This window comes from Streptomyces sp. NPDC088812, from assembly GCF_044750285.1.
Taxonomy (GTDB): Bacteria; Actinomycetota; Actinomycetes; order Streptomycetales; family Streptomycetaceae; genus Streptomyces.
In genome coordinates this window covers 344,226-370,560 of record NZ_JBIVJP010000006.1, presented here as the reverse complement: position 1 = coordinate 370,560, position 26,335 = coordinate 344,226, and the positions used below count along the sequence as shown (strand labels likewise).

Annotated in this window: 20 protein-coding genes and 1 pseudogene; 7 read left to right on the top strand and 14 right to left on the bottom strand. The window is 73.3% G+C overall.

Features of this window, described 5'->3' with window-relative positions:
• Positions 1–108: 108 nt before the first annotated feature.
• Positions 109–738 (top strand): hypothetical protein, encoded by a 630-nt coding sequence (locus ACIP67_RS13935; protein WP_401691523.1) that lies wholly within the window; start codon positions 109–111, stop codon positions 736–738.
• A 140-nt stretch (positions 739–878) separates the two neighbouring features.
• Here ACIP67_RS13935 and ACIP67_RS13930 read toward each other — a convergent pair whose 3' ends face one another.
• Positions 879–1,625 (bottom strand): LuxR C-terminal-related transcriptional regulator, encoded by a 747-nt coding sequence (locus ACIP67_RS13930; RefSeq protein WP_401691521.1) that lies wholly within the window; start codon positions 1,623–1,625, stop codon positions 879–881.
• Complete coding sequence (locus ACIP67_RS13925) at positions 1,622–2,914, bottom strand: PspC domain-containing protein (RefSeq protein ID WP_401691519.1); 1,293 nt, start codon at positions 2,912–2,914, stop codon at positions 1,622–1,624. Before ACIP67_RS13925 ends, ACIP67_RS13930 begins: the two co-directional genes overlap by 4 nt.
• 180 nt (positions 2,915–3,094) lie before the next feature.
• Between ACIP67_RS13925 and ACIP67_RS13920 the strand changes: the two genes are divergently transcribed.
• Complete coding sequence (locus ACIP67_RS13920) at positions 3,095–4,624, top strand: PspC domain-containing protein (protein ID WP_401691517.1); 1,530 nt, start codon at positions 3,095–3,097, stop codon at positions 4,622–4,624.
• Complete coding sequence (locus tag ACIP67_RS13915) at positions 4,611–4,853, top strand: hypothetical protein (RefSeq protein ID WP_401691516.1); 243 nt, start codon at positions 4,611–4,613, stop codon at positions 4,851–4,853. Before ACIP67_RS13920 ends, ACIP67_RS13915 begins: the two co-directional genes overlap by 14 nt.
• A 153-nt stretch (positions 4,854–5,006) precedes the next feature.
• Here the strand turns inward: ACIP67_RS13915 and ACIP67_RS13910 are convergent, their stop codons facing one another.
• The 3 genes from ACIP67_RS13910 to ACIP67_RS13900 all read right to left on the bottom strand — a co-directional run bounded on the left by ACIP67_RS13910 (position 5,007) and on the right by ACIP67_RS13900 (position 7,990).
• Positions 5,007–5,534 (bottom strand): DoxX family membrane protein, encoded by a 528-nt coding sequence (locus ACIP67_RS13910; RefSeq protein WP_401691514.1) that lies wholly within the window; start codon positions 5,532–5,534, stop codon positions 5,007–5,009.
• A gap of 185 nt (positions 5,535–5,719) precedes the next feature.
• Complete coding sequence (locus tag ACIP67_RS13905; RefSeq protein ID WP_401691512.1) at positions 5,720–6,997, bottom strand: hypothetical protein; 1,278 nt, start codon at positions 6,995–6,997, stop codon at positions 5,720–5,722.
• A 198-nt stretch (positions 6,998–7,195) separates the two neighbouring features.
• A complete protein-coding gene (locus ACIP67_RS13900) occupies positions 7,196–7,990 on the bottom strand; it encodes a class II aldolase/adducin family protein (protein WP_401691510.1) in 795 nt (264 codons plus the stop codon).
• Positions 7,991–8,088: 98 nt separating this feature from the next.
• On the opposite strand from ACIP67_RS13900, the gene ACIP67_RS13895 reads away from it, so the two are divergent.
• Complete coding sequence (locus ACIP67_RS13895; protein WP_401691508.1) at positions 8,089–8,220, top strand: hypothetical protein; 132 nt, start codon at positions 8,089–8,091, stop codon at positions 8,218–8,220.
• Positions 8,217–8,744, top strand: coding sequence for a pyridoxamine 5'-phosphate oxidase family protein (locus tag ACIP67_RS13890; RefSeq protein ID WP_401691506.1), 528 nt, complete (start codon positions 8,217–8,219; stop codon positions 8,742–8,744). Before ACIP67_RS13895 ends, ACIP67_RS13890 begins: the two co-directional genes overlap by 4 nt.
• Positions 8,745–8,769: 25 nt before the next feature.
• Here ACIP67_RS13890 and guaA read toward each other — a convergent pair whose 3' ends face one another.
• Positions 8,770–10,350 carry a glutamine-hydrolyzing GMP synthase gene (guaA, locus tag ACIP67_RS13885; protein WP_401691505.1) on the bottom strand — a complete coding sequence of 527 codons (1,581 nt, stop codon included), beginning with the start codon at positions 10,348–10,350 and terminating at the stop codon, positions 8,770–8,772.
• A gap of 437 nt (positions 10,351–10,787) precedes the next feature.
• On the opposite strand from guaA, the gene ACIP67_RS13880 reads away from it, so the two are divergent.
• Both ACIP67_RS13880 and ACIP67_RS13875 read left to right on the top strand, forming a co-directional pair.
• A complete protein-coding gene (locus ACIP67_RS13880; protein WP_401691503.1) occupies positions 10,788–11,069 on the top strand; it encodes a chorismate mutase in 282 nt (93 codons plus the stop codon).
• Positions 11,070–11,825: 756 nt separating this feature from the next.
• Entirely contained in the window at positions 11,826–12,809 is a 984-nt protein-coding gene (locus tag ACIP67_RS13875) for an LAETG motif-containing sortase-dependent surface protein (protein WP_401691501.1), read from the top strand.
• Positions 12,810–12,931: 122 nt separating this feature from the next.
• Here the strand turns inward: ACIP67_RS13875 and ACIP67_RS13870 are convergent, their stop codons facing one another.
• From ACIP67_RS13870 to ACIP67_RS13835, 8 genes and pseudogenes are all read right to left on the bottom strand, one after another.
• Entirely contained in the window at positions 12,932–14,737 is a 1,806-nt protein-coding gene (locus tag ACIP67_RS13870) for a GMC oxidoreductase (RefSeq protein ID WP_401691499.1), read from the bottom strand.
• A 139-nt stretch (positions 14,738–14,876) separates the two neighbouring features.
• Positions 14,877–16,508, bottom strand: a complete 1,632-nt coding sequence (locus tag ACIP67_RS13865; RefSeq protein ID WP_401691497.1) for a succinic semialdehyde dehydrogenase — start codon at positions 16,506–16,508, stop codon at positions 14,877–14,879.
• A 192-nt stretch (positions 16,509–16,700) separates the two neighbouring features.
• Positions 16,701–17,657: a serine/threonine-protein kinase gene (locus tag ACIP67_RS13860; protein ID WP_401691595.1), complete on the bottom strand. Its 957-nt coding sequence runs from the start codon at positions 17,655–17,657 to the stop codon at positions 16,701–16,703.
• Positions 17,643–17,810 (bottom strand): annotated as a pseudogene (locus ACIP67_RS13855) (serine/threonine protein kinase); the annotation flags it as partial. The pseudogene ACIP67_RS13855 and the gene ACIP67_RS13860, both read right to left, overlap by 15 nt.
• 113 nt (positions 17,811–17,923) lie before the next feature.
• Entirely contained in the window at positions 17,924–19,795 is a 1,872-nt protein-coding gene (locus tag ACIP67_RS13850; protein WP_401691495.1) for a serine/threonine-protein kinase, read from the bottom strand.
• Positions 19,796–19,887: 92 nt separating this feature from the next.
• Positions 19,888–21,510 carry a serine/threonine-protein kinase gene (locus tag ACIP67_RS13845; protein WP_401691493.1) on the bottom strand — a complete coding sequence of 541 codons (1,623 nt, stop codon included), beginning with the start codon at positions 21,508–21,510 and terminating at the stop codon, positions 19,888–19,890.
• An 89-nt stretch (positions 21,511–21,599) separates the two neighbouring features.
• Positions 21,600–23,357 carry a serine/threonine-protein kinase gene (locus ACIP67_RS13840; RefSeq protein WP_401691593.1) on the bottom strand — a complete coding sequence of 586 codons (1,758 nt, stop codon included), beginning with the start codon at positions 23,355–23,357 and terminating at the stop codon, positions 21,600–21,602.
• Between the two features lie 258 nt (positions 23,358–23,615).
• A complete protein-coding gene (locus ACIP67_RS13835; protein WP_401691491.1) occupies positions 23,616–26,333 on the bottom strand; it encodes a protein kinase in 2,718 nt (905 codons plus the stop codon).
• Positions 26,334–26,335: the final 2 nt, after the last annotated feature.

The following is a 26,335-nucleotide window of genomic DNA, read 5'->3' as shown; positions in this document are numbered from 1 at the left end:
GGACCATTTCTCCGGCCCGTTGACGCGGTAGGTTCAGCGCGCGCCGTGACGAACGGTTCCCCGCCGCCGTCGCCGCGCTCCGCTCCCCTCGGCCGAAAGAGCCCCCCGATGTCCCCCGCGACGCTGCCCCCACCTCCTCCCCCGTCCCACCTCGGCGCCTGGCCGGACCGGTCGGCGCTGCTGGCCGACCGGGAGCGGGCCCTGGACGTGCTGCACCGGTGCAGCCTCGGCGTACACCGCGTGCTGCTGCTGTGGCTGCTGGCGCTCGCGGCGATCATCGGATGGTCGCTGCTGGTCCTGCCGGTGCAGCAGTTCGAGGAGAAGGATCCGACCGGTTCACTCCTCGGCCCGGTCTTCGCGCTCATCGGCGTCGCCGCCCTCACCCCGTCCGTCACCGCCGTCGTCCTCGCCATCCGCCGTGACCACCGGACACGGCAACTCCTCGAGGCATGGCTCGCGCTGGACAGCCATCCCCTGTCCGACGCCCGCCTGCGCTCCCCGGGCCTCAGTCTCTTCTGGCTGCTGTCCTCCCTGACGGTCGCCGCGATCGGCCTGTGGGCGTCCTTCGTCTCCGCCGTCGGCGCCCGACCGGGCCCGTCGGCCTACGCCGACATCGCCCTCGGCATGGGCACCGGCACCATCCTGTGGCTGACCGGCCTGATCGGCGTGGTGAAGGCGGTACAGCACTATCGGTGGGCCCTGCGAGTGCTGGGACCGACACCGGCGGGACAGCGGTGACCGATCGGAGTTCGGCACCGGTGCCCCATCGGAGTACGGGACGACGGTGACCCACCGGAGTTCCGCCGCCGAGCTCCGCCGGCCACCCGGCGGTGTTCAGCGCGCCCGCGCCCGGTCCTGACCGGATGCCCCGCCCTGCTTCACACCAGTCGCCGTGCCGTCGCCCACCGCGTCAGCTCGTGCCGGTTGGACAGCTGGAGCTTCCGCAGCACCGCCGAGACATGGGACTCGACCGTCTTCACGGAGATGAAGAGCTGCTTGGCGATCTCCTTGTAGGCGTAACCGCGGGCGATGAGCCGCAGCACCTCGCGCTCGCGCTGGGTGAGACGGTCGAGGTCCTCGTCGACCGGCGGAGCGTCGGTGGAGGCGAAGGCGTCGAGGACGAACCCGGCGAGGCGGGGCGAGAAGACCGCGTCGCCCTCCTGCACCCGGAAGACGGAGTCGACCAGGTCGGTGCCGGTGATCGTCTTGGTGACGTAGCCCCGGGCACCGCCGCGGATCACCCCGATCACGTCCTCCGCCGCGTCCGACACCGACAGGGCGAGGAAGCGCACGGGCCGCTCGGAATCGGCCATCAGCGCGGCGCAGCGCCGCAGCACTTCGACCCCACCCCCGCCCGGCAGGTGCACGTCGAGCAGGACGACCTCCGGCCGGGTCGCGTTGATGACCGTGACCGCCTGGTCGACGTCCGCGGCCTCGCCCACGACCTCGACACCGGTCTCCTCGGTGCGGCCGATCTCGGCCTGGACGCCGGTACGGAACATGCGGTGGTCGTCGACGAGCACCACACGCACATGGCGCCCGCCCGTACCGTCACCGGCTGCCTTCGCCGGTTCGGCCGCCTCGGCCGCTCCGGCCGTTCCGTTCGCCTCGGTCGGGTCACTCATGACGTCTTCTCCGCCCTCTCCATCTCCAGCTCGACCTCCGTGCCGCCGCCCGGCACCCCGCGCAGGCGCGCCGTGCCGCCGTTGCGCTCCATACGGCCGATGATCGATTCTCTGACACCCATGCGGTCGGCGGGTATCGAGTCGACGTCGAAACCGGGACCGCGGTCCCGGACCGACACGAAGACCGTCCTTCCCTCGACTTCGGCGTAGACCTGCACGGCGCCGCCCTCGCCACCGTACTTGGCGGCGTTCACCATGGCCTCGCGCGCGGCCTGCATCTGCGCGGTGGTCCGCTCGTCGAGCGGGCAGTCGCCGACGACCACGACCTCGATGGGCACACCGTGCTTGTCCTCGACCTCCGCGGCGTTGCGCCGCACCGCGTCGGCGAGGGTGACCGGTTCGTCGGCCTCGTCCTTGCCGGTGCCCTCCGGCTTGTACAGCCAGGTGCGCAGGTCGCGCTCCTGAGCACGGGCGAGGCGGCGTACCTCGCCCGCGTTCTCCGCATTGCGCTGGATCAGGGTGAGCGTGTGCAGTACCGAGTCGTGGACGTGGGCGGCGACCTCCGCCCGCTCCTGGGCACGGATGCGCATCAGGCGTTCCTCGGACAGGTCCTGCGTCATGCGGACGAGATACGGTCCGGCGAGCAGCGTGATGCCGACGAGGACGGCGAGGGCGGCCTGGAGGACCGAGTCCAGGTGGGCGGCGGAACCCTGGAGAACGAACGTGCCGGAGACACCGGCGGTGACCAGCAGGACTCCGGCGCCCGCGCGCAGCAGTGTGAGCGTACGGCGTCTGCGGCCGACCTCGACCCAGCGGGCCCTGCGGGCGTTGTCCGCCTGGCGCCATACGAGGGCGACACCCGCACCGACGAGAACCGCGGGCAGCAGGTACGCCTTGGCGCCGCTGCCGAGGTCGACGCTGCCCACGAAGACCATGGCGACGACGACCATGAGGAGCAGGGCGACGATCTGGCCCCGGTCCGGTTTACGGGCGACGAGTCGGCGCCGGCCGTCGGGCGCGGTCTCGGTGGCGACGAGGGACGGGGGCTTCTGGTCTCCGACTCCGCCGACACCGAGCGGCACGAAGAACCAGAAGGCCGCGTAGAGCAGGGCACCGAGGCCGTTGGCCAGGAACAGGCCGACGAAGACGAGCCGTACCCAGATGACGGGCAGCCCGAGATGTCCGGCGAGCCCCCGCGCCACGCCACCCAGCCAGCGTCCGTCACTGCTGCGGTAGAGCTTGCGCGGCGGCCGCGGTTCGACGAGTGGCGCTGCTGCGGCTTCCGGCATGCCACTGATGGTCACACGGCCCGCCGGTCCCGGACATCAGGGTTCGCCCCCGAGACGCCCCTGATCTCCGACGCGCTCGCGGGCCGAACGCCTCCCGGGCGCCGGATCAGGGCCGATATCAGGGTCCGGCCAGGGTCATACCGACTGCCGTCGGGCCGCCTCGCCCGCCACCATGGACTCATGGCAGATCACCAGCACGCCGCGGACGCCGTGCCCGACGGGGGCACCGCACCCGACGCGGCCACCCCGTCCACCGGCGCCCCCGGCACCGCAGGTGAGAAACCGCGCGCGCACGAGCGGGCGGGCGTGCACGAGCGGGCGGGCGCACGCGGAGAACAGGGTGCGCCCGAAGGGGCGGGCGAGGCCGGAAGGGCAGATGTGAACGAGGAGACAGCGACGGCCGGCACAGGCACCGGCGAAAGCACCGGAGCCACCGCCGACTCCCCGCACCGGTTCCGCCGCGATCGTGAGCACAAGGTGCTCGCCGGCGTCTGCGCGGGCCTCGGGCGGCAGTGCGACATGGACCCGGTGATCTTCCGGATCACTCTCGCCGTGCTCTCCGCGACCGGCGGTATCGGCCTCATCTTCTACGGCTTCGCCTGGCTCTTCGCCCCCTACACCGACGACGAGAACGAGGTGCGCAAGCTGCTGACCGGCCGCGTCGACGGACAGGCCCTCGTGGCCCTGTTGTTCGCGCTGGTCGGCTGCGGGGTGTTCCTGACGATGCTGAACAACGGCGAGGTACTCACCTTCGCCGTCGTCCTCTCCCTGCTCCTGGCCGGCGCCGGATACTGGTCGAGACACCGGGACGCCCCCGACGCCGACCCGCTCGCCGCCCAGGCCGTCGCCGACGCCCCGCCCGAGGCCCAGGCACCGCCGGTCCCGGCCACCTACCCCTCCTGGTGGCGCGACCCCATCGTCAAGGACGGCACCCACTACGGCGGCACGGGCTATCTGTGGGGGCCCCGGGACGCCCGTAGACCGGACCTCAGCTCGATCGTCGACGTACGTCTCACGGGCCACACGAGCGCCCGCGCCGGCATACGGACGGCGCCCGGCCGGTCCCCGAGGCCGCGCGGCCCCCGCTGGATCGGCGGCTGGCTGTTCCTGCTCGCGGTCCTCGCAGGCGGGCTCGCCACCCGCGCCGCCTGGGACGAGCACCCGCTGGGCACCAGCCTCCAGGCCGGACTGGCCACCGCGCTCGCCGTCCTGGGCCTGGGGATCGCGGTCAGCTCGTTCCTGGGGCGTACGGGCGCGGGATCGGTGTTCCTGGCGGTCCTCACCGCGGGCCTGCTGACCGGGTCGGCCCTCCTGCCCCAGGACATCAGCACGAGTTGGGTGGACAGGACCTGGCGGCCCGCGACCGTCGCGGACGTCCGCGAGGGCTATGACCTCGGCACCGGCGACGCCACGCTGGACCTCTCCCTGCTGGAGCCGGCCGAGGGGCAGACCGTGAACGCCGACGCCGAGGTGGGGCTCGGGCGGCTGCGGGTGATCGTGCCCGCGGACGTGACGGTGAACGTGACCATCGATGTGGGCCTGGGCGACATTCAGTTGCCGGGCGAAGGCCAGGAGGACGTGGACGTGCAGCCGGGCAAGCACAAAGAGGTGACCCTGTCGCCGGTGTCGGGCGACAAGGGCGCCGGGACGATCGACCTCGATCTTCAGGTCGGGGCGGGACAGGCGGAGGTGACCCGTGCTGCGTCATGAGTTCCGTCCGGGCCGGCTGGTGGCCGGAGCAGCCTTCACCCTTGCGGGCGTCACCTACGCGGGCGACGCGGGCGGTCTCTGGGAGACACCGTGGTTCGCCGTGATCCCGATGGTGGTGGGCGGCCTCTGCCTGGCGGGAGTGACAGGAGTGCTGACCCGGGCCATACGCAGACGGCGGGGCCCGCGTCGGGGGACTCCCGCCGGGGCGGGCAGGGGCACGGCGGCCTGACCGGCCGGTGGACCTCGGCCTCGGCCGGGGTGTCACCCCGCGCCGAGACCGAGGGCCACCAGGACGAGCCGGCGCACAGCGCAGGGCGCGCCGGCGCACGGTATGCCGGCGCCCAGCGCGCCCCGGCTCCCAGACCGCGGTCGGCGGACCTGACTAGAAGCCACCCGCCCGCTGTCGCCTGCTCTTCCGCCATGCCGCGTCGAGGGAGAGGAAGGGTGCGCCGGCGAGGACCAGGGGAAGCCAGGCCATGAGGTAGGGGAGGTCGTTGCCGTAGTAGTAGGGGTCCGAGGCCCAACTCACCGTCAGCCACAGGCTGAGCGAGATCAGGGCACCGCCGAGTGCCGCGAGGCGGGCCAGGAGGCCCAGGAGCGTGCCGATACCGACGGCGAGTTCGCCGAAGGCCATGGCGTAACCGAAGCCGGTGGGGCTCCTCAGGGCGAGGTCGACGAGGGCGGGGATGGCCGAGGAGTCACGGACGGCGCGCATGGTGTCGCCGATCGATCCGGCGCCGCTGTCCTTGAGGAAGGCGCCGTCGGTGAGTTTGTCGAGGCCGGCGTAGATGAAGGTGACACCGAGGAAGACGCGGAGTGGAAGGAGGGCGTACCGGGCGGCGGTGTCCCGCCGGTCGCCGCCGCTGTTGAGGTAGGAGGAGTGGGTGTCCGTTCTCAAGCTGTGAGTCATCGCCCGTGGTCGCCTCTCTCGCCCGACGTGGTGGAACCCCTCAACAGACCATACGTACGAAATGGGAGGTGTGCTCAATGGTCGACCGGACCCGCCCGGGAAAGTCCCCCGGCGTGCCGCACGCTGTCCCCCTGACGGGTCTGTTCCTTCTGCCCCTGCTGATTCCGCTGCTCCTTCTACGTCCTCTACTCCGTCACGTCTATCGCGTAGCGGTTGGTCTCGACGCCCGCCGCCGTCACCACCTGTACCTCCACCCGGCCGGGTTCCACCTCCGCCGGTACGGGGACGGTCAGGACCGCGTCGGTGGGGTTGCTGAACCCGCCCGTGACGGGAACGAGGGGCACGTGGACGTGGACCGTGCCGATGCGGACGACCATGCGGGAGAGGCGGTCGGCGGCCTGTGCGCCGGGCGGGACGAAACCGGCGCCTCGGATCTCGATGTCGTCGCCGGTGCGGATCGGGGCGTCCAGGTCTCCGGCCTCGCGGGAGCGGACGACGGAGAGGATGACCGGACGGCCGCCCTCCGCGTACTTGCCGGCGAGGTAGGTCGCGGACGAGACCAGCACCACCACGGCCAGCCCCCAGGGCAGGTCGGGCAGTTGGTCGGGGCGGCGGGCGAGGCGTACGGCGGCGAAGGCCAGGGCGACGGCGCTGATCACGACGTACTGGATGTCGGCGAAGGTGCCGCGGCCCGCATCGTCGGTCAGCAGGTCGGCGGCCCGGGGCCGGTGCGCGCGGACCTTCTGCAGCCGCTGGGCCAGGACACGGAGCCCGACGACCCTGCGCACCAGCACGGCGATCGCGCAGACCACGGCGAGGACGGTCACCGCACCGGCGCCGCGGGCGAGGTCGAGCCCGGAGATCAGCGCGTCGCGTTCGGCGGGGCCGGAGGCGGCGGCCAGTCGGCCCACCAGGACCAGTACGGCGTACGCGACGAACAGGACCCAGGCGGCGGCGACCGCTCGGGAGGTGGACAACCGGTTGTCCTCACCGATGACGGGAGCCAGCACGCCGCCGCGGGACCGGTGGAACCAGGAGGCGGTGGTCAGCGCGCCGGCGGCGACGAGCGCGGCGAGCAGGCCGGCGGTGCGGGCCGTGCTCCAGCCCGCGCCGATCGCGGTGAGGGACTGTACGAGCAGCAGGAGCACCACCAGGGCCCACACCGTGCCCGCCGTACGGACCCACAGGCGCGCGAGCCAGGCCTCGCCCTCGGCGCGGCCGCGTTCGGCGACCGCTTCGGCGGACTGGGTCAGTTCCTCCGAGACCCACTGGCGGGACGCCGACACCGAATGGGCGACGGCGGCCGGCAGCCCGTGCCCAGCGGCGAACTCGTCGCGTTTCAGCAGGAACGCGGCGACCGCCCGCCGGTGCCCCTCGCGGGCCCCGTGCGGGCAGTCCCCGCAGGCGCAGCCGCCCTCGTGCGTGCCCGTTTCCGGTCCCTGTCTCGCTTCCTGCACCGCCACGTCCGACGCCCGCCTTCCCCGCGGCCTTCACGGTCGGCGGCCCTCGGAGAACCGGGCCGCCGCCCCGCGAACAACTCCCCTGTGATGACAGCGAATTGTGCCCTACGGCACACCCTCCGTCATCGGCAGGTGTGGTCAGCGCGGGTGACGCGGGGTCCGCCGTGTTGACCTGGCTGCGTGACTGCGCGGCTTTCCTGCTCAGCTCAGCAGGTCCGGTTCGCTGCGGCTGACGTCCTGCCACAGCGGCTGGTAGTTGATCCACGCCACCAGGTCGCCGCCGAGCTGCTCACGGGTCGCGACCGCCGCCCGATGGTCGATCAATACCGGGCGGCCGGCGGCACGGGCGGTGAGCTGGACCTGGCAGGAGCGCTCCATCGACAGGAACCACCAGGCCGCCGCGTCCACCGAGTCGCCGACGGTCAGCAGGCCGTGGTTGCGCAGCACGAGCGCCTTGTGGGTGCCGAGGGCGGCCGCGATGCGTCGGCCTTCCCCGGCATCGACGGTGACGCCGGAATACGTGTCGTACAGACCGTGGTCCTCGTAGAAGGCGCAGCTCTCCTGAGTGATCGGGTCCAGCAGTTCACCGAGGGCGGCGAGGGCGCGGCCGTGCACCGAGTGGCAGTGGGCGACGGCGACGACGTCGGGCCGCGCGGCGTGGACCTGGGAGTGCACGGTGAAGGCGGCCTGGTTGACGTGGGAGCGGCCCTCGACGACCTGCCCGTCCCGGTTGACCAGCACGAGGTCGCTGACGGTGACGTACTTGAACGGCATTCCGAACGGATTGACCCAGAAGCAGTCGCTGTACTCGGGGTCGCGTGCCGTGATGTGCCCGGAGACACCGTCCTCGAAGCCGAACCGGCCGAAGATCCGCACGGCGCCCGCCAGCCGTTCCTTGCGGTGCCGACGCTCGTCCTCGGCCGACTCGTGCAGGGGCGGCATGGCGAACCGCAGCCGGTCGGTGGGCAGCGGGGCGGGCGGCGTCGGCCCGGGCATCGGTCCTCCAGCACTGGGTTGTTTCACGGGGCGGAAGCTACCGCCGCTGGGCGAAAAAGGGCAGAGCCATTATGCAAAAAAGATGATTCCCGTCACACATGGAGCACGACGTGACCCTCGCCGACCGCCACCTCGACTCGGCGGCACTGTTCCTGCTGCCGGCCGTCCTGGCGACCGGCAGGAATACCGGACGGTGGCTGTCGGGTATCGGCGTCACACTCGCCGTATGAGCACTCATGGCAGTAGCACCAGCGCCCGCCCCGCGTCCGTCCGCCCTGCGGCGGCGGAGCGCTGGGCGGCCTTCGTGGCGGCCGAACCCGGCCTCGCGCGCATCGTCGAGGACCGCTTCGGTGCCTTCACCCACCACGTTCTCGCGACCCTGCGCCGGGACGGCTCCCCCCGTACCAGCGGACTGGAGGTGCGTTTCCTGGACGGTGAGCTGTGGCTCGGCATGATGCCGGGTTCGTTCAAGGCCCTCGATCTGCGCCGCGACCCCCGTTTCTGCCTCCAGGCCAACCCGGGGGAGGGCACCGGCATGGGCGGTGGCGACGTCCGGATCGGCGGGCGCGCCGTCGAGGTCGAAGACGGGGAGAGCAGGGCCGGATACGTGAAAGAGGTGGAACCGCCGGAGCCGTTCCACCTCTTCCGCACCGAGCTGACGGAGGTCGTCAGGACCTACGTCGAGGACGACACCTACCTGGTCGCCCAGGTGTGGAAGCCCGGAGAGCCGGTGCGGACCCTCAGACGGACCTGACCTGCGAGGTCCCCCGGACGGGGACCTACTCCCACTCGATCGTGCCCGGCGGCTTCGAGGTCACGTCGAGCACCACCCGGTTGACGTCCCGCACCTCGTTGGTGATCCGCGTCGAGATCTTCGCGAGGACGTCGTACGGCAGGCGCGACCAGTCGGCCGTCATGGCGTCCTCGGAGGAGACCGGGCGCAGGACGATCGGGTGGCCGTAGGTACGGCCGTCGCCCTGGACGCCGACGCTGCGGACGTCGGCGAGCAGGACCACGGGGCACTGCCAGATGTCCCGGTCCAGGCCGGCCGCCGTCAGCTCCTCGCGGGCGATGGCGTCGGCCTCGCGCAGCAGGTCCAGGCGGTCCTTGGTGACCTCTCCGACGATCCGGATACCCAGGCCCGGGCCCGGGAACGGCTGGCGGTGGACGATCTCGTCCGGCAGGCCGAGCTCCTGGCCGACCATGCGGACCTCGTCCTTGAACAGCTTGCGGAGGGGCTCGATGAGCTGGAACTCGAGGTCCTCCGGCAGACCGCCGACGTTGTGGTGGGACTTGATGTTCGCGGTGCCGGTGCCGCCGCCGGACTCCACGACGTCCGGGTAGAGGGTGCCCTGCACGAGGAACTCGACCGCGGGGCCCTCGTCCGCGATGATCTCCGCCTGCGCCTGCTCGAAGACCCGGATGAACTCCCGGCCGATGATCTTGCGCTTCTCCTCGGGGTCGGAGACCCCGGCGAGCGCCGTGAGGAACCGCTCCTCCGCGTCCACGACCTTCAGCTGCACGCCGGTCGCCGCCACGAAGTCCTTCTCGACCTGCTCGGTCTCGCCCTGGCGCATCAGGCCGTGATCGACGTACACGCAGGTCAGCTGGGAACCGATGGCCTTCTGGACGAGCGCGGCGGCCACCGCGGAGTCGACTCCGCCGGACAGCCCGCAGATGGCGCGCCGGTCACCGACCACCTCGCGGATGGCGGCGACCTGCTCCTCGATGACGTTGCCCGTGGTCCAGTTCGGCTCCAGGCCCGCGCCGCGGTAGAGGAAGTGCTCCAGGACCTGCTGGCCGTACGTGGAGTGCATGACCTCCGGGTGGTACTGGACGCCGTAGAGCTTCTTCTCGTCGTTCTCGAAGGCGGCGACCGGGACGACGTCCGTGGACCCGGTGACGGAGAAGCCCTCGGGGGCGGCGGAGCAGGCGTCGCCGTGCGACATCCACACGGCCTGCTCGGCCGGGGTGCCCTCGAAGAGGGTGGAGGAGGAACGGGAGACGTGCAGGCCGGTGCGGCCGTACTCACGGGCACCGGTGTTGTCGACGGTGCCGCCGAGGGTCTGCGCCATCAGCTGGAAGCCGTAGCACATGCCGAAGACGGGAACGCCGGCCTCGAAGATCTCGCGGTCGAGGCGGGGGGCGCCCTCCTCGTACACGGACGAGGGGCCGCCCGAGAGGATGATCGCCGCCGGGTTCTTGGCGAGCATCTCCGCGACCGGCATGGTGCTCGGCACGATCTCGCTGTAGACCCGGGCCTCGCGGACTCGACGGGCGATGAGCTGGGCGTACTGCGCGCCGAAGTCGACGACCAGGACGGTGTCGGGGGCGGCGGCAGCGGGAGTCGCTGATGACACGGGGTGCCTTCCGGCGGTGGGGCAGGGTCACTGTGTACGACCGATTCTACCGAGAGGGGCTCGGTTGACGTCCCGCCCGCCGGGGCCGCCGTCCCCGGCCCCCCGTGGCGGCCCGGAGCCCTCGCGCCCTCACTTCCCGAAGACGGGGCCGACGGGACCGATGAGACGGACGGGGCGGAGGGAGCGGACGCCCGGGCCGGCACCGGAACGACTGCCGGGGAGCCCGGGGCGCGGGGAGTCCGTGGCATACTGGCCGCATGCTCGCGCACACGACCTTCCTCTTTACCTATGGCACCCGGCCCGCCGGCTGCCATGGTCGTGCTGCTTGAGCTGACCGCCAAGCGACTTCCCAGGCGCCCCGGGCCGACAAGGCCCGGGGCGCCTGTCGTTCTCCGGGTCCTGCCGTTCCGGGGCACCCCTACCGCACAGGAGCCCCCATGACCGCCCTCGACGTGACCGGCGCCCGTACCTCCGAGGCCGCCGACGTGATCACCGGAGCCCGCGAGCGCATCGACGCGCTCGACGACCGGATCATCGGTCTGATCCAGGAACGGATGGCCGTCTCGGCCGTCATCCAGGAGGCCCGGATCACCTCCGGCGGCCGCCGGGTGAACCTCTCCCGCGAGATGGAGGTACTCGGCCACTACAGCGACGCGCTCGGCAAGCCGGGCACGGCCCTCGCGATGACGCTGCTCGAGCTGTGCCGCGGTCGCATCTGAGTTCGGACTCCGCCTCACCCGTACGGCGCGTGACCGGCTCGCGGACGGGTTCGTTGGTCCCGGTGTCCGTTCCAGCCAGGTGCGGGCCCGGAAGAACCACGCGTGGCTCGCTGGAGCGATGAGGCGTACGGATCGTGCTGTGCGTCGTGGGACCTCGCTCCAGGGTCGTGACCGGACGGCAGGGGACAGCAGCCCGGTCACCCAAGAGAACGGTCGGCCCCGGGGACGCCCGGGGTCGGCCGGCGGGAATTGCAAAAATGCACAAGGGCTGGGTCAAACGGTTGCGGGCGCCGCGTTCATCCAGCACGATGCGTAAAAGGCCCAAGTCCCGTCGCGGACAGCCGCATTGCACCCCACTGCAACGAATGAACCGTGCTGCCCGCTCTGTCCCGGCCCACCGTCAGAGGTCCAGTCCGGTCGCGCGCCCCCCGCGCGCTCCAGCGGCGACCCGGCGCGGACCAAGGCGCTCGACAGACCAGCGGCGCGACCCCCCGGCGCCGCTCCCAGGCACCGGCGCCGCCCTGACGCCGGTGCTGACGATAAGGAAGGGCCCCGCGGTTCCGTCCCGCGGGGCCCTTCTCGTACGCCCGGCCACCCCCCGCTCCAGGGCGCCCAGCGAGGCGTGATCCAGGCCACATAAAAATTCTGTGAGGGTTGTGCAACCTTTCACAGGTTTCGCTGATCAAACCTCTCGTACCAAGGGCCACACCCGCGCCCCACACGCGGAGCCCTCCCACTGGACTCCTTGAGGACTACATGAAGCTTCGCCGTGCCATGGCAGTCGCCGCCGCGACAGCCGCGATAGCGCCTCTGGCGCTCCTGTCTGCCCCGGCCGCGTTCGCCTCCGACTCCGCGTCCCCCTCCGCCAGCGCCTCCGCGTCGGCGTCGGCCTCCGACAGCAGCTCGCCGAGTGCCTCTGCGTCCGAGTCGGAGACCACCGGTACCTCCAGCTCGCCCAGCGCGTCCGCCTCGGAGACGACCGGTACCTCCAGCTCGCCCAGCGCGTCCGAGTCGGAGACGACCGGCACCTCCAGCTCGCCGAGCGCGTCCGCCTCGGAGTCGGAGACGCCGGAGCCCGAGCCGTCGGTCTGCGACGACACCAAGGTCGACGTCAGCATCACCGGTCTGCCGGGCAAGATCGCGGCAGGCAGCGGCTGGCACAAGTTCTCGCTGAACGTCGCCAACAACTCCGACTCCACCCTCCAGGACCTGGACTTCCTGGCCGGGGCGTCGTCCGACGAGTACGGCGAGGACCTCTTCAAGAGCAAGCAGGTCCAGCTCCAGGCCTGGAACCCCGAGGACAAGGTCTGGGAGGACCTCGACGAGGAGGGCTACGCGGTCGGTTACGTCGGCTACACCGACGAGCTCAAGCCCGACTACGAGGTGAACATCCCCCTCCGCCTCAACGTGAAGGCGTCCGCCCCGGTCGGCGCCGGCTTCTCGCTGGGCGCGACGATCTACGGCGACAACGACGGGAACTGCTTCGGCTTCGGCGACGTCTCGTACAAGTTCCAGATCGTCGCCGCCGGTACCGACACCGACGGCACCGAGCCGCAGGAAGGCGGCAAGGCCCCCGTCTCGGACAGCAAGCCGAGCAGCGACACCCCGGAGGTCACCGGCAACCTCGCCGAGACCGGCTCCAGCTCCGCCCTCCCGATGATCGGCCTGGTCGGCGGTGTCGCCGTCGTGGCCGGTGCGGGCGCGGTGTTCGCGGTGCGCCGCCGCAAGGCGGAGGCGTAAGCGCAAACCGGTCCTGACGGACCGTCGACGGGAAGGGACCCGCGCTCGGAGGGGGGCGCGGGTCCCTTTCACATGTCCGGCCGCCTGCCTTCCGGCCCACGGCGACGCAGGCCGCCCAGCTTCTACTTCTTCGGCGGCACCGTCGGTATCCCCAGGAACGGCAGTCGTAGTGCGGCGAAGGCCTTCGCCGGGACCGTCGGCGCCTTCGGCTCCACCGGCTTCAGCCGCTCGTAGGCCGTGCCCTGCGCCGGGCGTGGGTCCGCCTCGCCCTTGTTCGGCCAGTACGACATCGCGCGCTCGGCCTGGGCGGTGATCGTCAGGGACGGGTTCACGCCCAGGTTCGCCGAGACGGCGGCGCCGTCCACGACCGAGATGCCGGGGTGGCCGTACAGGCGGTGGTAGGGGTCGATGACGCCGGTCTCGCGGGAGGAGCCGATCGGGCAGCCGCCCAGGAAGTGGGCGGTGAGCGGGGTGCCCATCAGCTCGCCGACGTTGGAGCCGGGGAAGCCGTTGATGTCGTCGGCGATCGCGGAGGCGGCCTCGGACGCGGCCCTGATCTGCTTGGGGTTGGGGCTGCCGTGGCCCTGACGGGCGGTGAGCAGGCCCTTGCCCACGCCCGTCCGCTTCAGGTACGTCGTCAGGGAGTTGTCCAGCGACTGCATGACCAGGCCGATGATGGTCCGCTCCGACCAGCGGCGGTTGGACAGGGACCGCAGGACGAGCCACGGGTGGCGGGCGACGTTCGCCAGCCAGGCGGCCACCCGCGACGAGCCCTCCGTGTACGGCACCTGGAGGATCGACAGGCTGCCCATGGAGTTGGAGCCCTTGCCGTAGCGGACCGGCTCGATGTGGGTGTGGGCGTCCGGGTGGACGGAGGAGGTGATGGCGACGCCCCGCGTGAAGTCGGCCTTCGGCCGGCCGGTCGCCCTGCGGTAGCGGCGGTCGTCGGTCTGGGCGCCGACCAGCGCCTCGGAGTTGGTGCGGGTCAGTTCGCCCAGCCGGTCCGAGAGGTGCGGCAGCTGACCGTTCGCCTTCATCCGGTGCAGCAGGGTCTGGGTGCCGTAGGTGCCGGCGGCGAGGACGACGCGGCGTGCCGTGAAGGTGCGTCCCTCGCCCTTGGTACGCCGGTCGGTGGGCAGGGTGGCCACGGCGAAGCCGCCCCGCGAGTCGTCCGTGACCGACACCGCCGTCGTCAGCGGGTGGACGACCGCGCCGGCCTTCTCGGCGAGGTAGAGGTAGTTCTCGTTGAGGGTGTTCTTCGCGCCGTGGCGGCAGCCGGTCATGCACTCGCCGCATTCGGCGCAGGCCCGGCGGGACGGTCCCGCGCCGCCGAAGTAGGGGTCCGGCACCTCCTCCCCCGGCCTGGCCCGCGCCGACCCGTCGGCGTCCTGTCCGTCGCCGAAGAAGACGCCGACCGGCGCCAGGTGGAAGGTGTCCCCGACACCCATCCGTTCCGCCGCCGCCTTCAGGTGCACGTCGGAGGGGGTCATCGTCGGGTTGAGCCGGACCCCGAGCATGCGGCGCGCCTGGTCGTAGTACGGCCGCAGCTCCTCCTGCCAGTCGGTGATGTCCCGCCACTGCGGGTCCTCGAAGAACGCCTTCGGCGGTACGTAGAGGGTGTTGGCGTAGTTGAGGGAGCCGCCGCCGACGCCCGCGCCGGCCAGGACCATCACGTTGCCCAGCAGATGGATGCGCTGGATGCCGTACAGGCCGAGCCTGGGGGCCCAGAGGTAGTTCTTCAGGTCCCAGGAGTTCCTGGGGAGGGTGGCGCGGGTGAAGCGGCGGCCGGCTTCGAGGACACCGACCCGGTAGCCCTTCTCCGTCAGGCGCAGGGCCGTGACGGAACCGCCGAAGCCGGAGCCCACCACGAGGACGTCGTAGTCGTACCCGTCCTCGTCCCGGGTCTGGGCAAAGTTGTCCTGTGACACGTGCTCTCCTCGTCGAGAACGGGTGCGGGTGCGGTGCGGGTTCGGGTACACGTGCGGGTTCGGGTGCGATGGGGTGCGTTCGGGTGCGTTCGGGTGCGGTGCGGTGCGGGTGCGGGTGCCGGGTGGATGCGGGTGCCGGCTAGCGGAAGCGGAACGCCTTCATCAGCCGCAGGCTCCTGCTCATGAAGCGTGCGTACGTCTCGTCGTCCATGCCCAGCGAGGGCGCCATCGGCAGCAGCCGCTGCTGGGCCACCGTCTGGGCCTCGGTGTACTTGAGGATGCCCTCGGAGCCGTGGCGGCGGCCCAGGCCGGAGTCCTTCATGCCGCCCATGGGGGACTGGACGCTGCCGTAGGCGGAGGCGTAGCCCTCGTTGACGTTCACCGTGCCGGTGCGCAGGCGGGCGGCGACCGCACGGCCACGGCGCCCGTCCCGCGTCCACACCGCCGCGTTCAGGCCGTACGGGGTGGCGTTGGTGAGGTCGACCGCCTCGTCGTCGGTCGTGAAGCGGTAGAGGGAGACGACCGGGCCGAAGGTCTCCTCCGTGCAGACGGACATCGGCTCGGTCACGCCGTCGAGGATCGTCGGCTCGTAGAAGTACGGGCCGATGTCGGGGCGGGCGACACCGCCGGTCACCACCTTCGCGCCCTTCGCCACGGCCTCCTCCACGTGCCGTCTCACCGTCTCCAGCTGGCGTTCGCCGACGAGGGAGCCCATGTCGGCGCCGTAAGCGAGGGAGGTGCCGAGCCGCATGGCCCGGGTGCGGGCGGCGAAGCGCTCCAGGAAGGCGTCCGCCACGGACTCGTGGACGTACAGCCGCTCGATGGAGATGCAGAGCTGGCCGGCGGAGGAGAAGCAGGCGCGGACGGCGCCGGCCGCGGCCTTGTCGATGTCGGCGTCCTCCAGGACCAGCATGGCGTTCTTGCCGCCGAGTTCGAGGGAGACGCCGACCAGCCGGGCGGCGGCACCCTGTGCGACCTCGCGGCCGGTGCGGGTGGAGCCGGTGAAGGAGACGTAGTCGGCGTGCCGGACGACCTCCGGGCCGACGACCGGGCCGTCGCCGAGGACGACCTGGAAGACCTCGGCGGGCAGTCCGGCCTCGACGAGCAGGTCTCGGGCCCACAGGGCGGTGAGGCAGGTCTCCGTGTCGGGCTTCATCACGACCGCGTTGCCCGCGACGAACGCGGGGAGCGCGTCGCCGACGGAGAGTTCCAGCGGGTAGTTCCAGGGGGCGATCTGACCGACGACACCGCGCGGGTGGCGCAGCTCGGTGACCCGGGTGAGGGTCGGCATGGCGCCCGCGTGCCGTCTGGGCCGCAGATAGGCCCCGGCCCGGCGGCCGTAGTGGCGGGCGGCGACCGCGACCGCCTGCACCTCCTCGTGCGCGTGGAGGCGGGCCTTGCCGGTCTCCAGCTGGATCAGGTCGAGGACCTCGCCCTGGCGCTCCAGCACCAGGTCGTGGAAGCGGAGCAGGACCGCCGCACGCTCACGCACCGGCACCTGCGCCCACACCCGCTGGGCGGCCCGGGCCGCCACGAACGCCTTCTCCACGTCCGCGGGGGTGGACTCGGGCAGGTCGGCGAGCTTCTCGCCGGTGAACGGGGTGTGGTTGGCCGTGCGCCCGGAGCCCACGACGCCCTTGGTCAGCTGGGCGACGAGCTGGGGGGTGACCACGTCGGCGGCGGTGCGCACGCCGGCGGGGGCGGGGGCGAGGGGGTTGGTGCCGGCAGCCGTCGTGGTACCGGTCTTTTCCGGGGCCTGCGAGTCCGTCATGACGCGCAGGGTATGACGTGACGAAGCCTTTTGGTACCCGTCGGTAACGGCATTCACCGACCGCTCACACGACGCCAGTGGCCACTGGCAACAAACGTCCTGATCAGGGCGTTGTTCGGTGACATCCGGCGGTGCCGCGCGTGGTACGGCGTTCCGGCCGGCAGACGGTCGCGCGCCGGCTCGGCGCCTCGGTCAGGGGTGGGGACGGGAGGCTCGGTCAGGGCCGGGGGCTTGATCCGTTCCCTCCGTCGGCTCGTCCGCCGCCGTGGGCGGGCGGATCGGCCGGCCCTCCGTCACCGCCTCCAGCGCCTCGGCGATCTCCGCCGCTCCCGGGCGCCGGTCGGGGTCCCGGAGCAGGAGCCGTGAGAGGAGCGGGCCCAGGGGACCGGCGCGGTCGCATCCGGGCAGGTCCGCGCCGAGGATCGCGTCGAGCGTCGCCTCCGGGGTCGTACGGCGGAACGGGGACCGGCCCTCGACGGCGGCGTACAGCAGGACGCCGAGGGACCACAGGTCGGAGGCGGGGCCGGCGCCGCGGCCGGACGTGCGTTCGGGGGCGAGGAAGTCCAGGGAGTCGGCCGGCGCTCCGGTGCCGGTGGCGGACTCCTCGTCCGGGGCGGGCGCGATGCCGAAGTCGGTGAGAACGACGCGGCCGTGCGGGCCGAGCAGCACGTTGGCGGGTCCGACGTCCCGGTGGACGATGCCGACCGCGTGGGCGGCGCGCAGCGCGCCGAGGACACCGAGGCCGATGCGGGCGGCCTCGGCGGGTGTCAGGGGCCCGCGCCGCAGCACCTCGTGCAGGGACTCGCCGCGGACCAGCTCCATGACGATCCAGGGGACGCCGTCCGGACCGGTCCCCTCCTCCTGCTCCACGACCACGTCATGGATGCGGACCGCGCAGGGGTGGTCGACGCGGGCGGCGGCCCGGGCCTCGTGCTGGAGGCGGTGGGCGGCCCGGCGGCGGGACTCGTCCTCGGCGCCATCGGAGGCAACGGAGACGCCGGGGTCGTCGGAGACACCGGGGTCGTCGGAGACGCCGGAGACACGGGAGTCGTCGGAGACACGGGAGTCGTCGAGGTCGGCGGTGTCAGCGGTGTCAGCTGAGACAGTGGTGTCGGCGAAGGCGCCGGGGACAGCGGGGTCGCCGGGCAACCGGGGCCGCCTGACGGCGACTTCGCGCTCCGTGATCTCGTCGCGGGCCCGCCAGACGGTGCCCCTGCCGCCCGATCCGATGCGTTCGAGCAACCGGTAACGGCCGCCGACCGTACGGTCGTTGTCGCCCCAGGGTTCCCCGGCATCCCTCATGCCCCATGCCTACCACGAGCGGACCGCGCCGCCGCCGAACGGCACGGCCGTCGGTCCGTCCCGGCGCCCTGGGGCGAACCGTTCCCTCACCGTCCCGTCCCGGGACGGCGCACCTAGAGTTTGTCGAGGGCGAGGTTCGCGATCGCCGTGCGGGCGACCTCGCGGCCGCGCTCGGTGAAGTCGCCCTTGCCCGGGTAGCCGATCATGAGCTTGTACATGTCGCCGGCGGAGGACCTGTAGTACAGGATCCGCAGCTCGCGCGGGCTGGGGTCCTGGCTGTCGTCGGTGGTGTAGACGACCGTGTTCTCCGCGGCGTCCCTGCCCTGGTACTTCGCGTCGTTGTCCGGTCTGGTCCGCGGCCCCTTCGGCATGTCGAGCTCGTAGCTGCCGGACTCCCTGAAGTCCCCGTCGTCGGCGTACATCTCGGCGTTCGCGGAGGCCTTGATCTCGCCGCCGGTGTCCTCCGCCTTGCGGATCACCAGCAGGACCACCGAGATCGCGCCACTCGGGTCGGTGTAGCTGACCCAGTGGTCCTCCTCCCTGTCGTCGTCCTCGGGCACGCTGCGCACATAGCCGGCGGGCACCGCGAGCGTCGCGGTGACGTCCTTCTCGTGGCGCTTCTTCCAGCCGTCCGGCAGCGGTCCCGCGAACGGGTCGGCGAGCACCAGATACGCCGTCACCGCCGCCACGACGACCGCGGCGCCGAGCCCGATCCACGTCGTGCGTCCCCACCGGCGCCGCCGTGCGGGCACGTCGGCGTGGTGCGCGGCCTGGGTGGCCTGTGCGGTCCGGGGCGCGGGAGGGTTCGCGGCGGCCTCCAGCAGGGCGCGCACCCGGGCGGGGCCGGGGCGGCGCGCCGGGTCCTTCTCCAGCAGGCCGTTGATGGCCTCGGCGAGCGGGCCCCGCGCGGCGGCGGGCGGCGCGGGTACGGCGTTGAGCACGGACTGGAGGGTGGCCGGGGTGTTGCTGCGGCGGAACGGCGAGACGCCCTCCGTCGCCGCGTACAGCACGACGCCGAGTGACCACAGGTCGGAGGCCGGTCCCGGGCGCTGGCCGAGCACCCGCTCGGGGGCGATGTACTCGGGGGAGCCGACGAAACCACCGGTGTCGGTCAGGTTCGTCTCGCCCTCGATCTGGGCGATGCCGAAGTCGGTGAGGACGACCCGGTCGTGCCGGCCGAGCAGCACGTTGTCGGGCTTCACGTCCCGGTGCAGGATGCCGGCCGCGTGCGCGGCCTCCAGCGCGCCGAGGACCTCCAGACCGATCCGGGCCGCCTCGCGCACGCTGAGCGTGCCCTCACCGAGGGCGCTGCCGAGGGAGCGCCCGTGGACCAGTTCCATGACGATCCACGGCTTGCCGTCGACGACGGCGACGTCGTGGACGTTCACCACCGCCGGGTGGTCCAGCCGGGCCGCGGCCCGCGCCTCGCGCCGCATCCGCTCGAAGGCGTTGGCGCGTTCGCGCTCGGGAAGGTGGTCCGGGACCCGGGGTTCCTTGACGGCGACCTCGCGGTCCACCGTCTCGTCCTTCGCCCGCCACACCGTGCCCATGCCGCCGTGCCCGAGCTTGGCGACGAGCCGGTAGCGACCCGCTATGAGCCGCCCGGCGCCCGACTCCCGCGGCCCGGGCGCCGCCTGCGCGGAAACGGGCGCCGCCTGCGGAGACCCGGGCGCCGACTGCGGCGGCACGGCGGCCGACTCGTGCGGTCGTGGTGGCTGGGGCGGTTGCGCCGACTGCGCCGATTGCCGGGACGGCGCGTGGGGCGACGAGGACGACGACGGGGACGGCGACGGGGACCGGGGCGGCGACGACAGCGGCTGCGGCTGCGGTGCGGACGGCTGCGGTGTCGGCGACGGCGACGGTTGCTGCACTTGCTGCGGTTGCTGCACTTGCCGCGGTTGCGGCGGTTGCGGCGGTTGCGGCGGTTGCAGAACAAAACTCGTCGTGTCGTCGGCCCCGTGGCCGGTTCCCCCGTCGTGACTCATGCGTCCATCCATATCGCGTCGGCCGGACCGTGTTCCACCGGCGGCCGCCACCGGTCACAGACCCGTGACCCGCACCACGCCTTATCTCCCCCTCATCCCGGTACGAACGTGTCGACGGCCACGTCGAAGTACTCCCGCGCCTCCCGCGCCTTCCCGAGCGGCGCCGACACCCACACGTCGTACAGCCATGCGCCGTCCTCCCAGCACAGGTCGTAGGTGTGCCGGGGGCCCTCCGCCGCGGTGAAGCCGTTCCAGGTGAACTCCCAGAGGGCGGCGGGTCCTCCCCCGCGGGTGGTCTCGGTGACCCTGCCGTCGCGGTAGCCGGAGTACGTCTCCGGCCCTTCTGCGGCCGCCCGCCGCAGCACCCCCAGGGGGCCGCCCGGCGCGGCGGTGCTGATCTTGACGCCGAGGCGGAACGTCCGGCCGGGCGACATGTAGAAGATCCGCTCGTCCTCCAGGACACGGGTGAACCCCTCCGGCACGGCGAGCGCGAACCCGGCCGGGTCGTCGACGACGCGGTATCCCGAGGGCGCGCTGGGGCGTTCGGGGGCGGTGCCGGACGCCGTGCCGGAGATCCCGCCGGAGGCCGAGCCGGACGCGGTGCCGCTCGCCGTGGGACCGGGCCGCGTCAGCGGACCTCCTCCGTCACCGCCGCGGTCCACCAACAGCGCCGCCGCGGACACACCCGCGCCCGCCATGGCGGCGACCAGCAGCGCCGCCACCAGCACACCCCGCGTGGGCCGCTCCCGCCCGGCCTGTCCCGGCACGTCCGCCGGCGGGGCGGGCCGGATCCGGAACCGGCCGGTGCGGGGCGCCGGGCCGGCCGTCACCGGATCGGTACGGGCGGTCGTGGAGCCCTTCGGCACCACCGCCGGTGTGTGCCCGGTCTCCAGGAAGGCACGCAGCATCCGCTCCGCCTCCGCCGCGTCCAGCCGCCGTCGCGGATCCCGCTCCAGCAGCCCCTGCACGACGGGCAGCAGCGGCACGGCCTGCGGGGGCGTGCGGATCTCCGCGGAGACGACGGCGTGCAGGATGCCGCCCAGCGAGTCGCGGCGGAAGGGGGACTCGCCGCTCAGGGCGGTGCACAGCAGCGCACCCAGCGACCACAGGTCGGAGGCGGGGCCGGTCCGCTCCCCGGACATGCGCTCCGGCGCGGTGTACTCGGGCGAGCCGACGAACGCGCCGGTCTCGGTGAGCGTGGTCGCGCCCGCGACCTGGGCGATGCCGAAGTCGGTGAGGACGGCGCGCCCGGTGGCGGAGTCGACGAGGACGTTCGCGGGCTTGATGTCCCGGTGCAGGACCCCGGCCGCGTGCGCGGCCCGCAGGGCGCCCAGCAGGTCGGCGCCGATCCGGGCCGCCTCGCGGGCCTCGACGGGACCGTGCTCGGCGATCCGGTCGGCCAGCGAGCCCCCTTCGATCAGCTCCATGACGATGTAGGGGCGTTCGTCCTCCTCGACGACGTCGTGCACGACGACGATGTGCGGGTGGCTCAACTGGGCGACCGCACGGGCCTCCCGCAGCGTCCGGTCGCGGCGGCCGCGCGCCTCCTCGGCGGTGAGGGTGTCGTCGGGAACCAGTTCCTTGACGGCCACCTGCCGCCCCAGCAGCAGGTCGGCGGCCCGCCACACGACGCCCATGCCACCGCGTCCGAGCCGCGCCTCGAGCCGGTAGCGGTCCGCGACGACCCGGCCGCCACCCTCCCCCTCGGTCCCCATGCGCCCCATCATGCCGCACCGGACCGCCCGCTTCCGGGGCGCCGACCGGCCAAGTCGGCCAGGCCGAACGGGTGTCCGGCGGCCGGGCGTCACGAGGTGCTCTGCGGCTCCCGCCAGCTCTGCAGCACGGCCCGGAACTGTTCGACGGCCGTCGCCCAGTCCCCGGCGGGCGACGACATGTAGATCACGTACTCGGTGCCGTCGCGGGCGATGTACGCCTCCTCGATCGCGCGCCGCGGGCCGGGGAAGTCGGTGTCCTTGGCCAGCGCGGTCCAGGTGTACTCCCACTCGGCGCCCTCGCGGTCGCGGTAGACGTTCCGCTCCAGGGTGACCCGCTCGTAGTCGACGAGCCGCTGCAACTGCTGTTCGAGGTCCGTCTGGTGGGCGTAGGGGTCGTCGAAGTCCGGAGAGGTGTCGATGGCGATGCGGACGAAGTGCTCGCCGGCGTCGGGCGTGTAGTCGACCTGCCTCAGGTCGCCGTCGTCCTGGTAGACCTGCCGTTCCCAGCCCTCGGGCAGGGAGAGACCGAAGCCGAACGGGTCGGTGACCTGTTGCCAGGTGCCGGGGACGGCGCTCTGCTCCGCCGCCTGGCCGGTGCCGGTCGCGGTGGGGGAGGTGGGATTCGTGGCGGTCGTGGACGTCTCGGGTGCCGTGGCGCTCGGCGAGGAGGCCGATCCGGCGATCGGCCGCCGGTCCGTGTCCCACTTCAGCAACGCCACCGCCGTACCGCCCCCGACCAGCGCGGCGACGACGACCACGAGCGCCAGCAGGCGCAGCCGACGGTGCCGGGACGGCGGCCGGGGCGGGGCCGGTGCGGGGGTGGGCATGGGCGTGGGAGGGCCGAAGGTGGTGGGCGTGACGGTGGTGGGGGACGTGGGGGTGGTGGGGGCCGTGGGGGTGGTGGGGGCCGTAGGGGTGGCGGTGTCGAGGGGCGTGGGCCCGGTCACGGAGTACGGGGGCAGGGGCGCGCCCTCCCCCGCCCGGCCCGGCCCGGCGTACTGCGTCGGCACGTACGCCTGTGCGCCGGCCGGACGTCGGCCCTCCGCCGCCTCCGCGAGCAGATGCTCGGCGTCGGCCGTGGTGGGGCGTGCCGCCGGGTCCTTGCGGAGCAGGGCGGTGATCACCGGCTCGAGCGGGCCGGCGTACCGCGGCTCGGGGGCCTCCTCCTCGACGACCGCCTGCATGGTGCTCAGCGGCGAGGTGCGGCGGAACGCCGAACGGCCCTCCACCGCGGTGTACAGCGTGGCGCCGAGCGCCCACAGGTCGCAGAACGGGCCGGGGTCCTGGCCGCGGACGCGCTCGGGGGCGAGGTAGTCGACGGAGCCGACGACCTCGCCGGTGCGGGTGATGGTGGTGTCGCCCTCGATCTGGGCGATGCCGAAGTCGGTGAGCAGGACGCGTCCGTCGTGGGCCACGAGCACGTTGCCGGGCTTGACGTCGCGGTGCAGCACGCCGGCCGCGTGCGCGGCGCGCAGGGCGCGCAGCACCCACAGACCGATCCGGGCGGCCTCGGTCGGCTCGACGCGCCCGTCCTCCTTGATCGCGTCGGCGAGCGAACGGCCCTCGACGAGCTCCATCACGATCCAGGGACGGCCGTCGTGTTCGAGCACGTCGTGCACGGTGACCACGGCGGAGTGGTTGATCCGCGCGGCCGCGCGGGCCTCCGCCCGGGTGCGGGCGAGGAGGCGTTCCCGGTCGCTCTCGGAGACGTAGTGGGCGGCGGTCAGTTCCTTGACGGCGACGGCCCGGTGCAGCAGTTCGTCGTGCGCGCGCCACACGCGCCCCATGCCGCCGCTGCCGATCGTGTCGGCGAGCCGGTAGCGGCCCGCGACGAGCAGGCCCTGCATCTGATTCACGTTGCCCCGCAATGGTCTTGACAGATCAACCCTAGGGATCGGCCACCGTCCGGGGAACCGGCACGCGCCCACGGAGACCGCACTGTGACGGTTGTCGCTTCCGGGCCGGACCGGGAACCGGACGTGTCCCCTGCGGCGTCGGCCGGGCGCGCCCCGAGCCGTCTGCCGGAGGTCCGGTGCATCCGGCCGGAGGTCCCGTGCGACCGGCCGGCGATCCCGTGCGACCGGCCGGAGTCACCGGCGAGCAGCTCAGCCCGTGTACGTGTACGTGGCCGACGCCTGCTCGAACAGCCGTGTCACCTCGTCCCGTTCGGCCTCCGGGCCACGCAACTGGACGACGTGGTAGCGGCCGTCGAGGAGGACGGCGAGGTTGCGCACGAACAGCTCCCGGCCGTCGGCGGCCGTCCAGGTGAACTGGCCCTCGGCCATGGTCCGTCCGCCCACCTGGATCGTCCGCAGCCCGGAGGCCGTGGCCCAGGTGGAGTCGCGGTACGGCTGCAACTCGCTCTCCTTCTCCCGCTGGTAGGCCATCGGGTCGCTGCCGTACGTGGACGCGGAGTCCCGGCCGGGTACGACGATCAGCTCGAAGTCGCCGTGCGAGTAGACCACTTGTCCGCTGCCGTTCTTCGGGGTGCGGTCCCAGCCGTTGGCGACGGCGATGCTGAAGCCTTCGGCGTCCTTGCGCACGGTGAAGCCGTCGGGGACGTCGGCCCCGGACTGCGTCCCGGTGGAACCGGACGATCCGGAGGGGGCCGAGGACGCGGAGGCGCTGCCGTCGGATGCCGTCGAGCCCTGGTCGTCGGGCCGGGGCTCACTGCTGGCCGTGGGTGCCTGCCCGGTCTGACCTGCGGCCCCGGTCCGCTCGGCGCCCGGGGTGTCGCCGGTGCCTTCCTCGCCGGCCTTGGGCAGGAACAGCACGGCGTACGCGACCGCCGCGGCCAGCGCGAGCAGGACCAGCACGAGCAGGGTGCGGCCCAGGCTGCGCGGCGAACGCTTCGTCTCCTGCCGGGCCCGCTTGTGCCGTCCGCTGGTCGCGGGCAGCCCGGCGCGCCGTCTGCGCACCAGCTCGCCCTTGCGGCGCACGATCGGCAGCCGGCGCGGATCGGCCGGCGGCGCGGCGACGACATGCGTGCCCGCCTCCGGCTCCGGTGCCGACCGCACCAGGGAGCGCAGCCAGCCGCGCAGTTCCTCGAAGTCGAGGCGGTCGGTGGGGTCCTGACGCAGCAGCGACTCCACGACCGGCCGCAGCGGTCCGCACTCCTCGGCGAAGGCCGGCGGCTCGGCGCAGACCATCTGCACGAGCTCCGCGGTCGACTCCTCCGGATACGGCGCGTGGCCCTGGACGGCCCGGAAGAGCAGCGCGCCGAGCGCCCACAGGTCGGTGGCGGGCCCGATGGGCGCGGCCAGCTGCCAGTTCTCGTGCACGGGTCCGGCCTGCTCCGGCGCCCACCGTTCGGTGACGGGCCCGACGACGGCCATGCGGGCCTGCCGCGCCCGCTCGGCGGCCAGCGCGGTGGCGGGGCCGCGCCGCGCCCCGGCCCCGGCCGCCGCCTCGTCCCATCGGGCACCCGCCCGTGCGTCACCCGCGGCCCCGGCACCCTGTCCGGGCACGGGAGCGCCGGCCGGTGTGCTCTGCGCGGGCAGGAAGTCACCCGCCGCGCCCTGGGCGGGCGGCGTCACGCCCGGCTGCAGGCCCTGCGGCGGCACGGAGACATGCCCCGCCGGGCCCGCCGGCCCGCTCCTCGGCCCCGGTGCCCCCCGTACGCCGTAGGGGTCGGCGATCTGCCCCGGGGGCGTGCCCCGCGTGTCCCCCGGCCCGTGTTCCCGTCCGGTACCCAGGGCGTACGGCGGTGTCGCCGCGCCCCCGATGCCGGGCGTGCCGCCGGCGGCGGTGTCACCGCCGGCCGGGGTACGGGCACCCGGCAGTGCCGCGCGGCCGTTCTGGGCCTCCTGCACGCGGGCAGCCGCCCGTGCCCCCGCCCGGTACGCGGCGATCGCCCCGGCGCGCGCGGCGCGGATGTCCCCGCCGGTCTCCACGGTTCTGCGGGCCACCGCGCCGGGGGCCCCGTTCGCCGGCTCGGCGGCCGCCGTCGGCAGCCCTCCGGCCGCCCGCGCCTCGATCGCCGCCCGTCGTGCCGCCTCAGGATCCGCCTCGGATCCGCCTGCGGCCTCGATCCCTCCGGGCCCCGGCCGGCCGGCCGGACCACCGCCCCCGGGACCGGGGACGCCACCGAACGGGCCACCGCCGAACCCGATGGCGCCCTGGCCCGCCGCCGGTCCGCCCGGCCCCGCGCTCTGCCGGCCGGGGCGGCCCTGCGGACCGCCGTGCGGTTCCTCGTCCTCCTCGGCCGGCACCGGGTCGTACCCGCACAGCGCCTCTTCCGCCGCCCCGACGGCCAGCCCGGTCAGCATGACCCGGCCGTCGTCGCAGACGAGGACCGTGCGCGCAGTGATGTTCCGGTGCACCCAGCCGTGCGCGTGCAGCACCCGCAGCGCCGTGAGCACGTCGGAGGCGACCTCCGCCGCCCGGTACGGGCTGAGCGGCTGCTCGGCGAGCAGTGCCGCCAGTGGCCGGGCGGGGACCAGCTCGCTGACGACCCAGAGCGAACCACCCTCGGCGAACACGTCGAAGACCTGGTCCAGCCGGGGGTGGTCGGGAATGCTCGCCGCGGCCTGCGCCGCCTCCACCGCCCGCCGTACGACCGGATCGGCGGGCCGCCGGGGGCCGCCGCCCACGCGGCCCGCGGGACGCCGGGGGCCGCGCTCGCGTGCCGTGAAGCCCTCGGGCAGCCCCTCCGCGTCGAGCACCTCCGCCTCGACGACCTCCGGCAACGGCACCTGCCGGACCAGGACTTCCTGCCCGCTGTAGCTGTCGAAGGCCCGGGTCTCGGTGAGTTCGTACTCGTCGGAGGGGGGCAGCGGCAGGCGGTAGCGGTCGGCGAGCACTCGCCCCGCATAGTCGTCCACGT

Coding starts and splice junctions, on each gene's coding strand:
- ACIP67_RS13935 (WP_401691523.1), top strand. CDS start 109: ATGTCCCCCGCGACGCTGCCCCCACCTCCTCCCCCGTCCCACCTCGGC.
- ACIP67_RS13930 (WP_401691521.1), bottom strand. CDS start 1,625: ATGAGTGACCCGACCGAGGCGAACGGAACGGCCGGAGCGGCCGAGGCG.
- ACIP67_RS13925 (WP_401691519.1), bottom strand. CDS start 2,914: ATGCCGGAAGCCGCAGCAGCGCCACTCGTCGAACCGCGGCCGCCGCGC.
- ACIP67_RS13920 (WP_401691517.1), top strand. CDS start 3,095: ATGGCAGATCACCAGCACGCCGCGGACGCCGTGCCCGACGGGGGCACC.
- ACIP67_RS13910 (WP_401691514.1), bottom strand. CDS start 5,534: ATGACTCACAGCTTGAGAACGGACACCCACTCCTCCTACCTCAACAGC.
- ACIP67_RS13900 (WP_401691510.1), bottom strand. CDS start 7,990: ATGCCCGGGCCGACGCCGCCCGCCCCGCTGCCCACCGACCGGCTGCGG.
- ACIP67_RS13895 (WP_401691508.1), top strand. CDS start 8,089: ATGGAGCACGACGTGACCCTCGCCGACCGCCACCTCGACTCGGCGGCA.
- ACIP67_RS13890 (WP_401691506.1), top strand. CDS start 8,217: ATGAGCACTCATGGCAGTAGCACCAGCGCCCGCCCCGCGTCCGTCCGC.
- ACIP67_RS13880 (WP_401691503.1), top strand. CDS start 10,788: ATGACCGCCCTCGACGTGACCGGCGCCCGTACCTCCGAGGCCGCCGAC.
- ACIP67_RS13875 (WP_401691501.1), top strand. CDS start 11,826: ATGAAGCTTCGCCGTGCCATGGCAGTCGCCGCCGCGACAGCCGCGATA.
- ACIP67_RS13865 (WP_401691497.1), bottom strand. CDS start 16,508: ATGACGGACTCGCAGGCCCCGGAAAAGACCGGTACCACGACGGCTGCC.
- ACIP67_RS13850 (WP_401691495.1), bottom strand. CDS start 19,795: ATGAGTCACGACGGGGGAACCGGCCACGGGGCCGACGACACGACGAGT.
- ACIP67_RS13845 (WP_401691493.1), bottom strand. CDS start 21,510: ATGGGGACCGAGGGGGAGGGTGGCGGCCGGGTCGTCGCGGACCGCTAC.
- ACIP67_RS13840 (WP_401691593.1), bottom strand. CDS start 23,357: ATGCAGGGCCTGCTCGTCGCGGGCCGCTACCGGCTCGCCGACACGATC.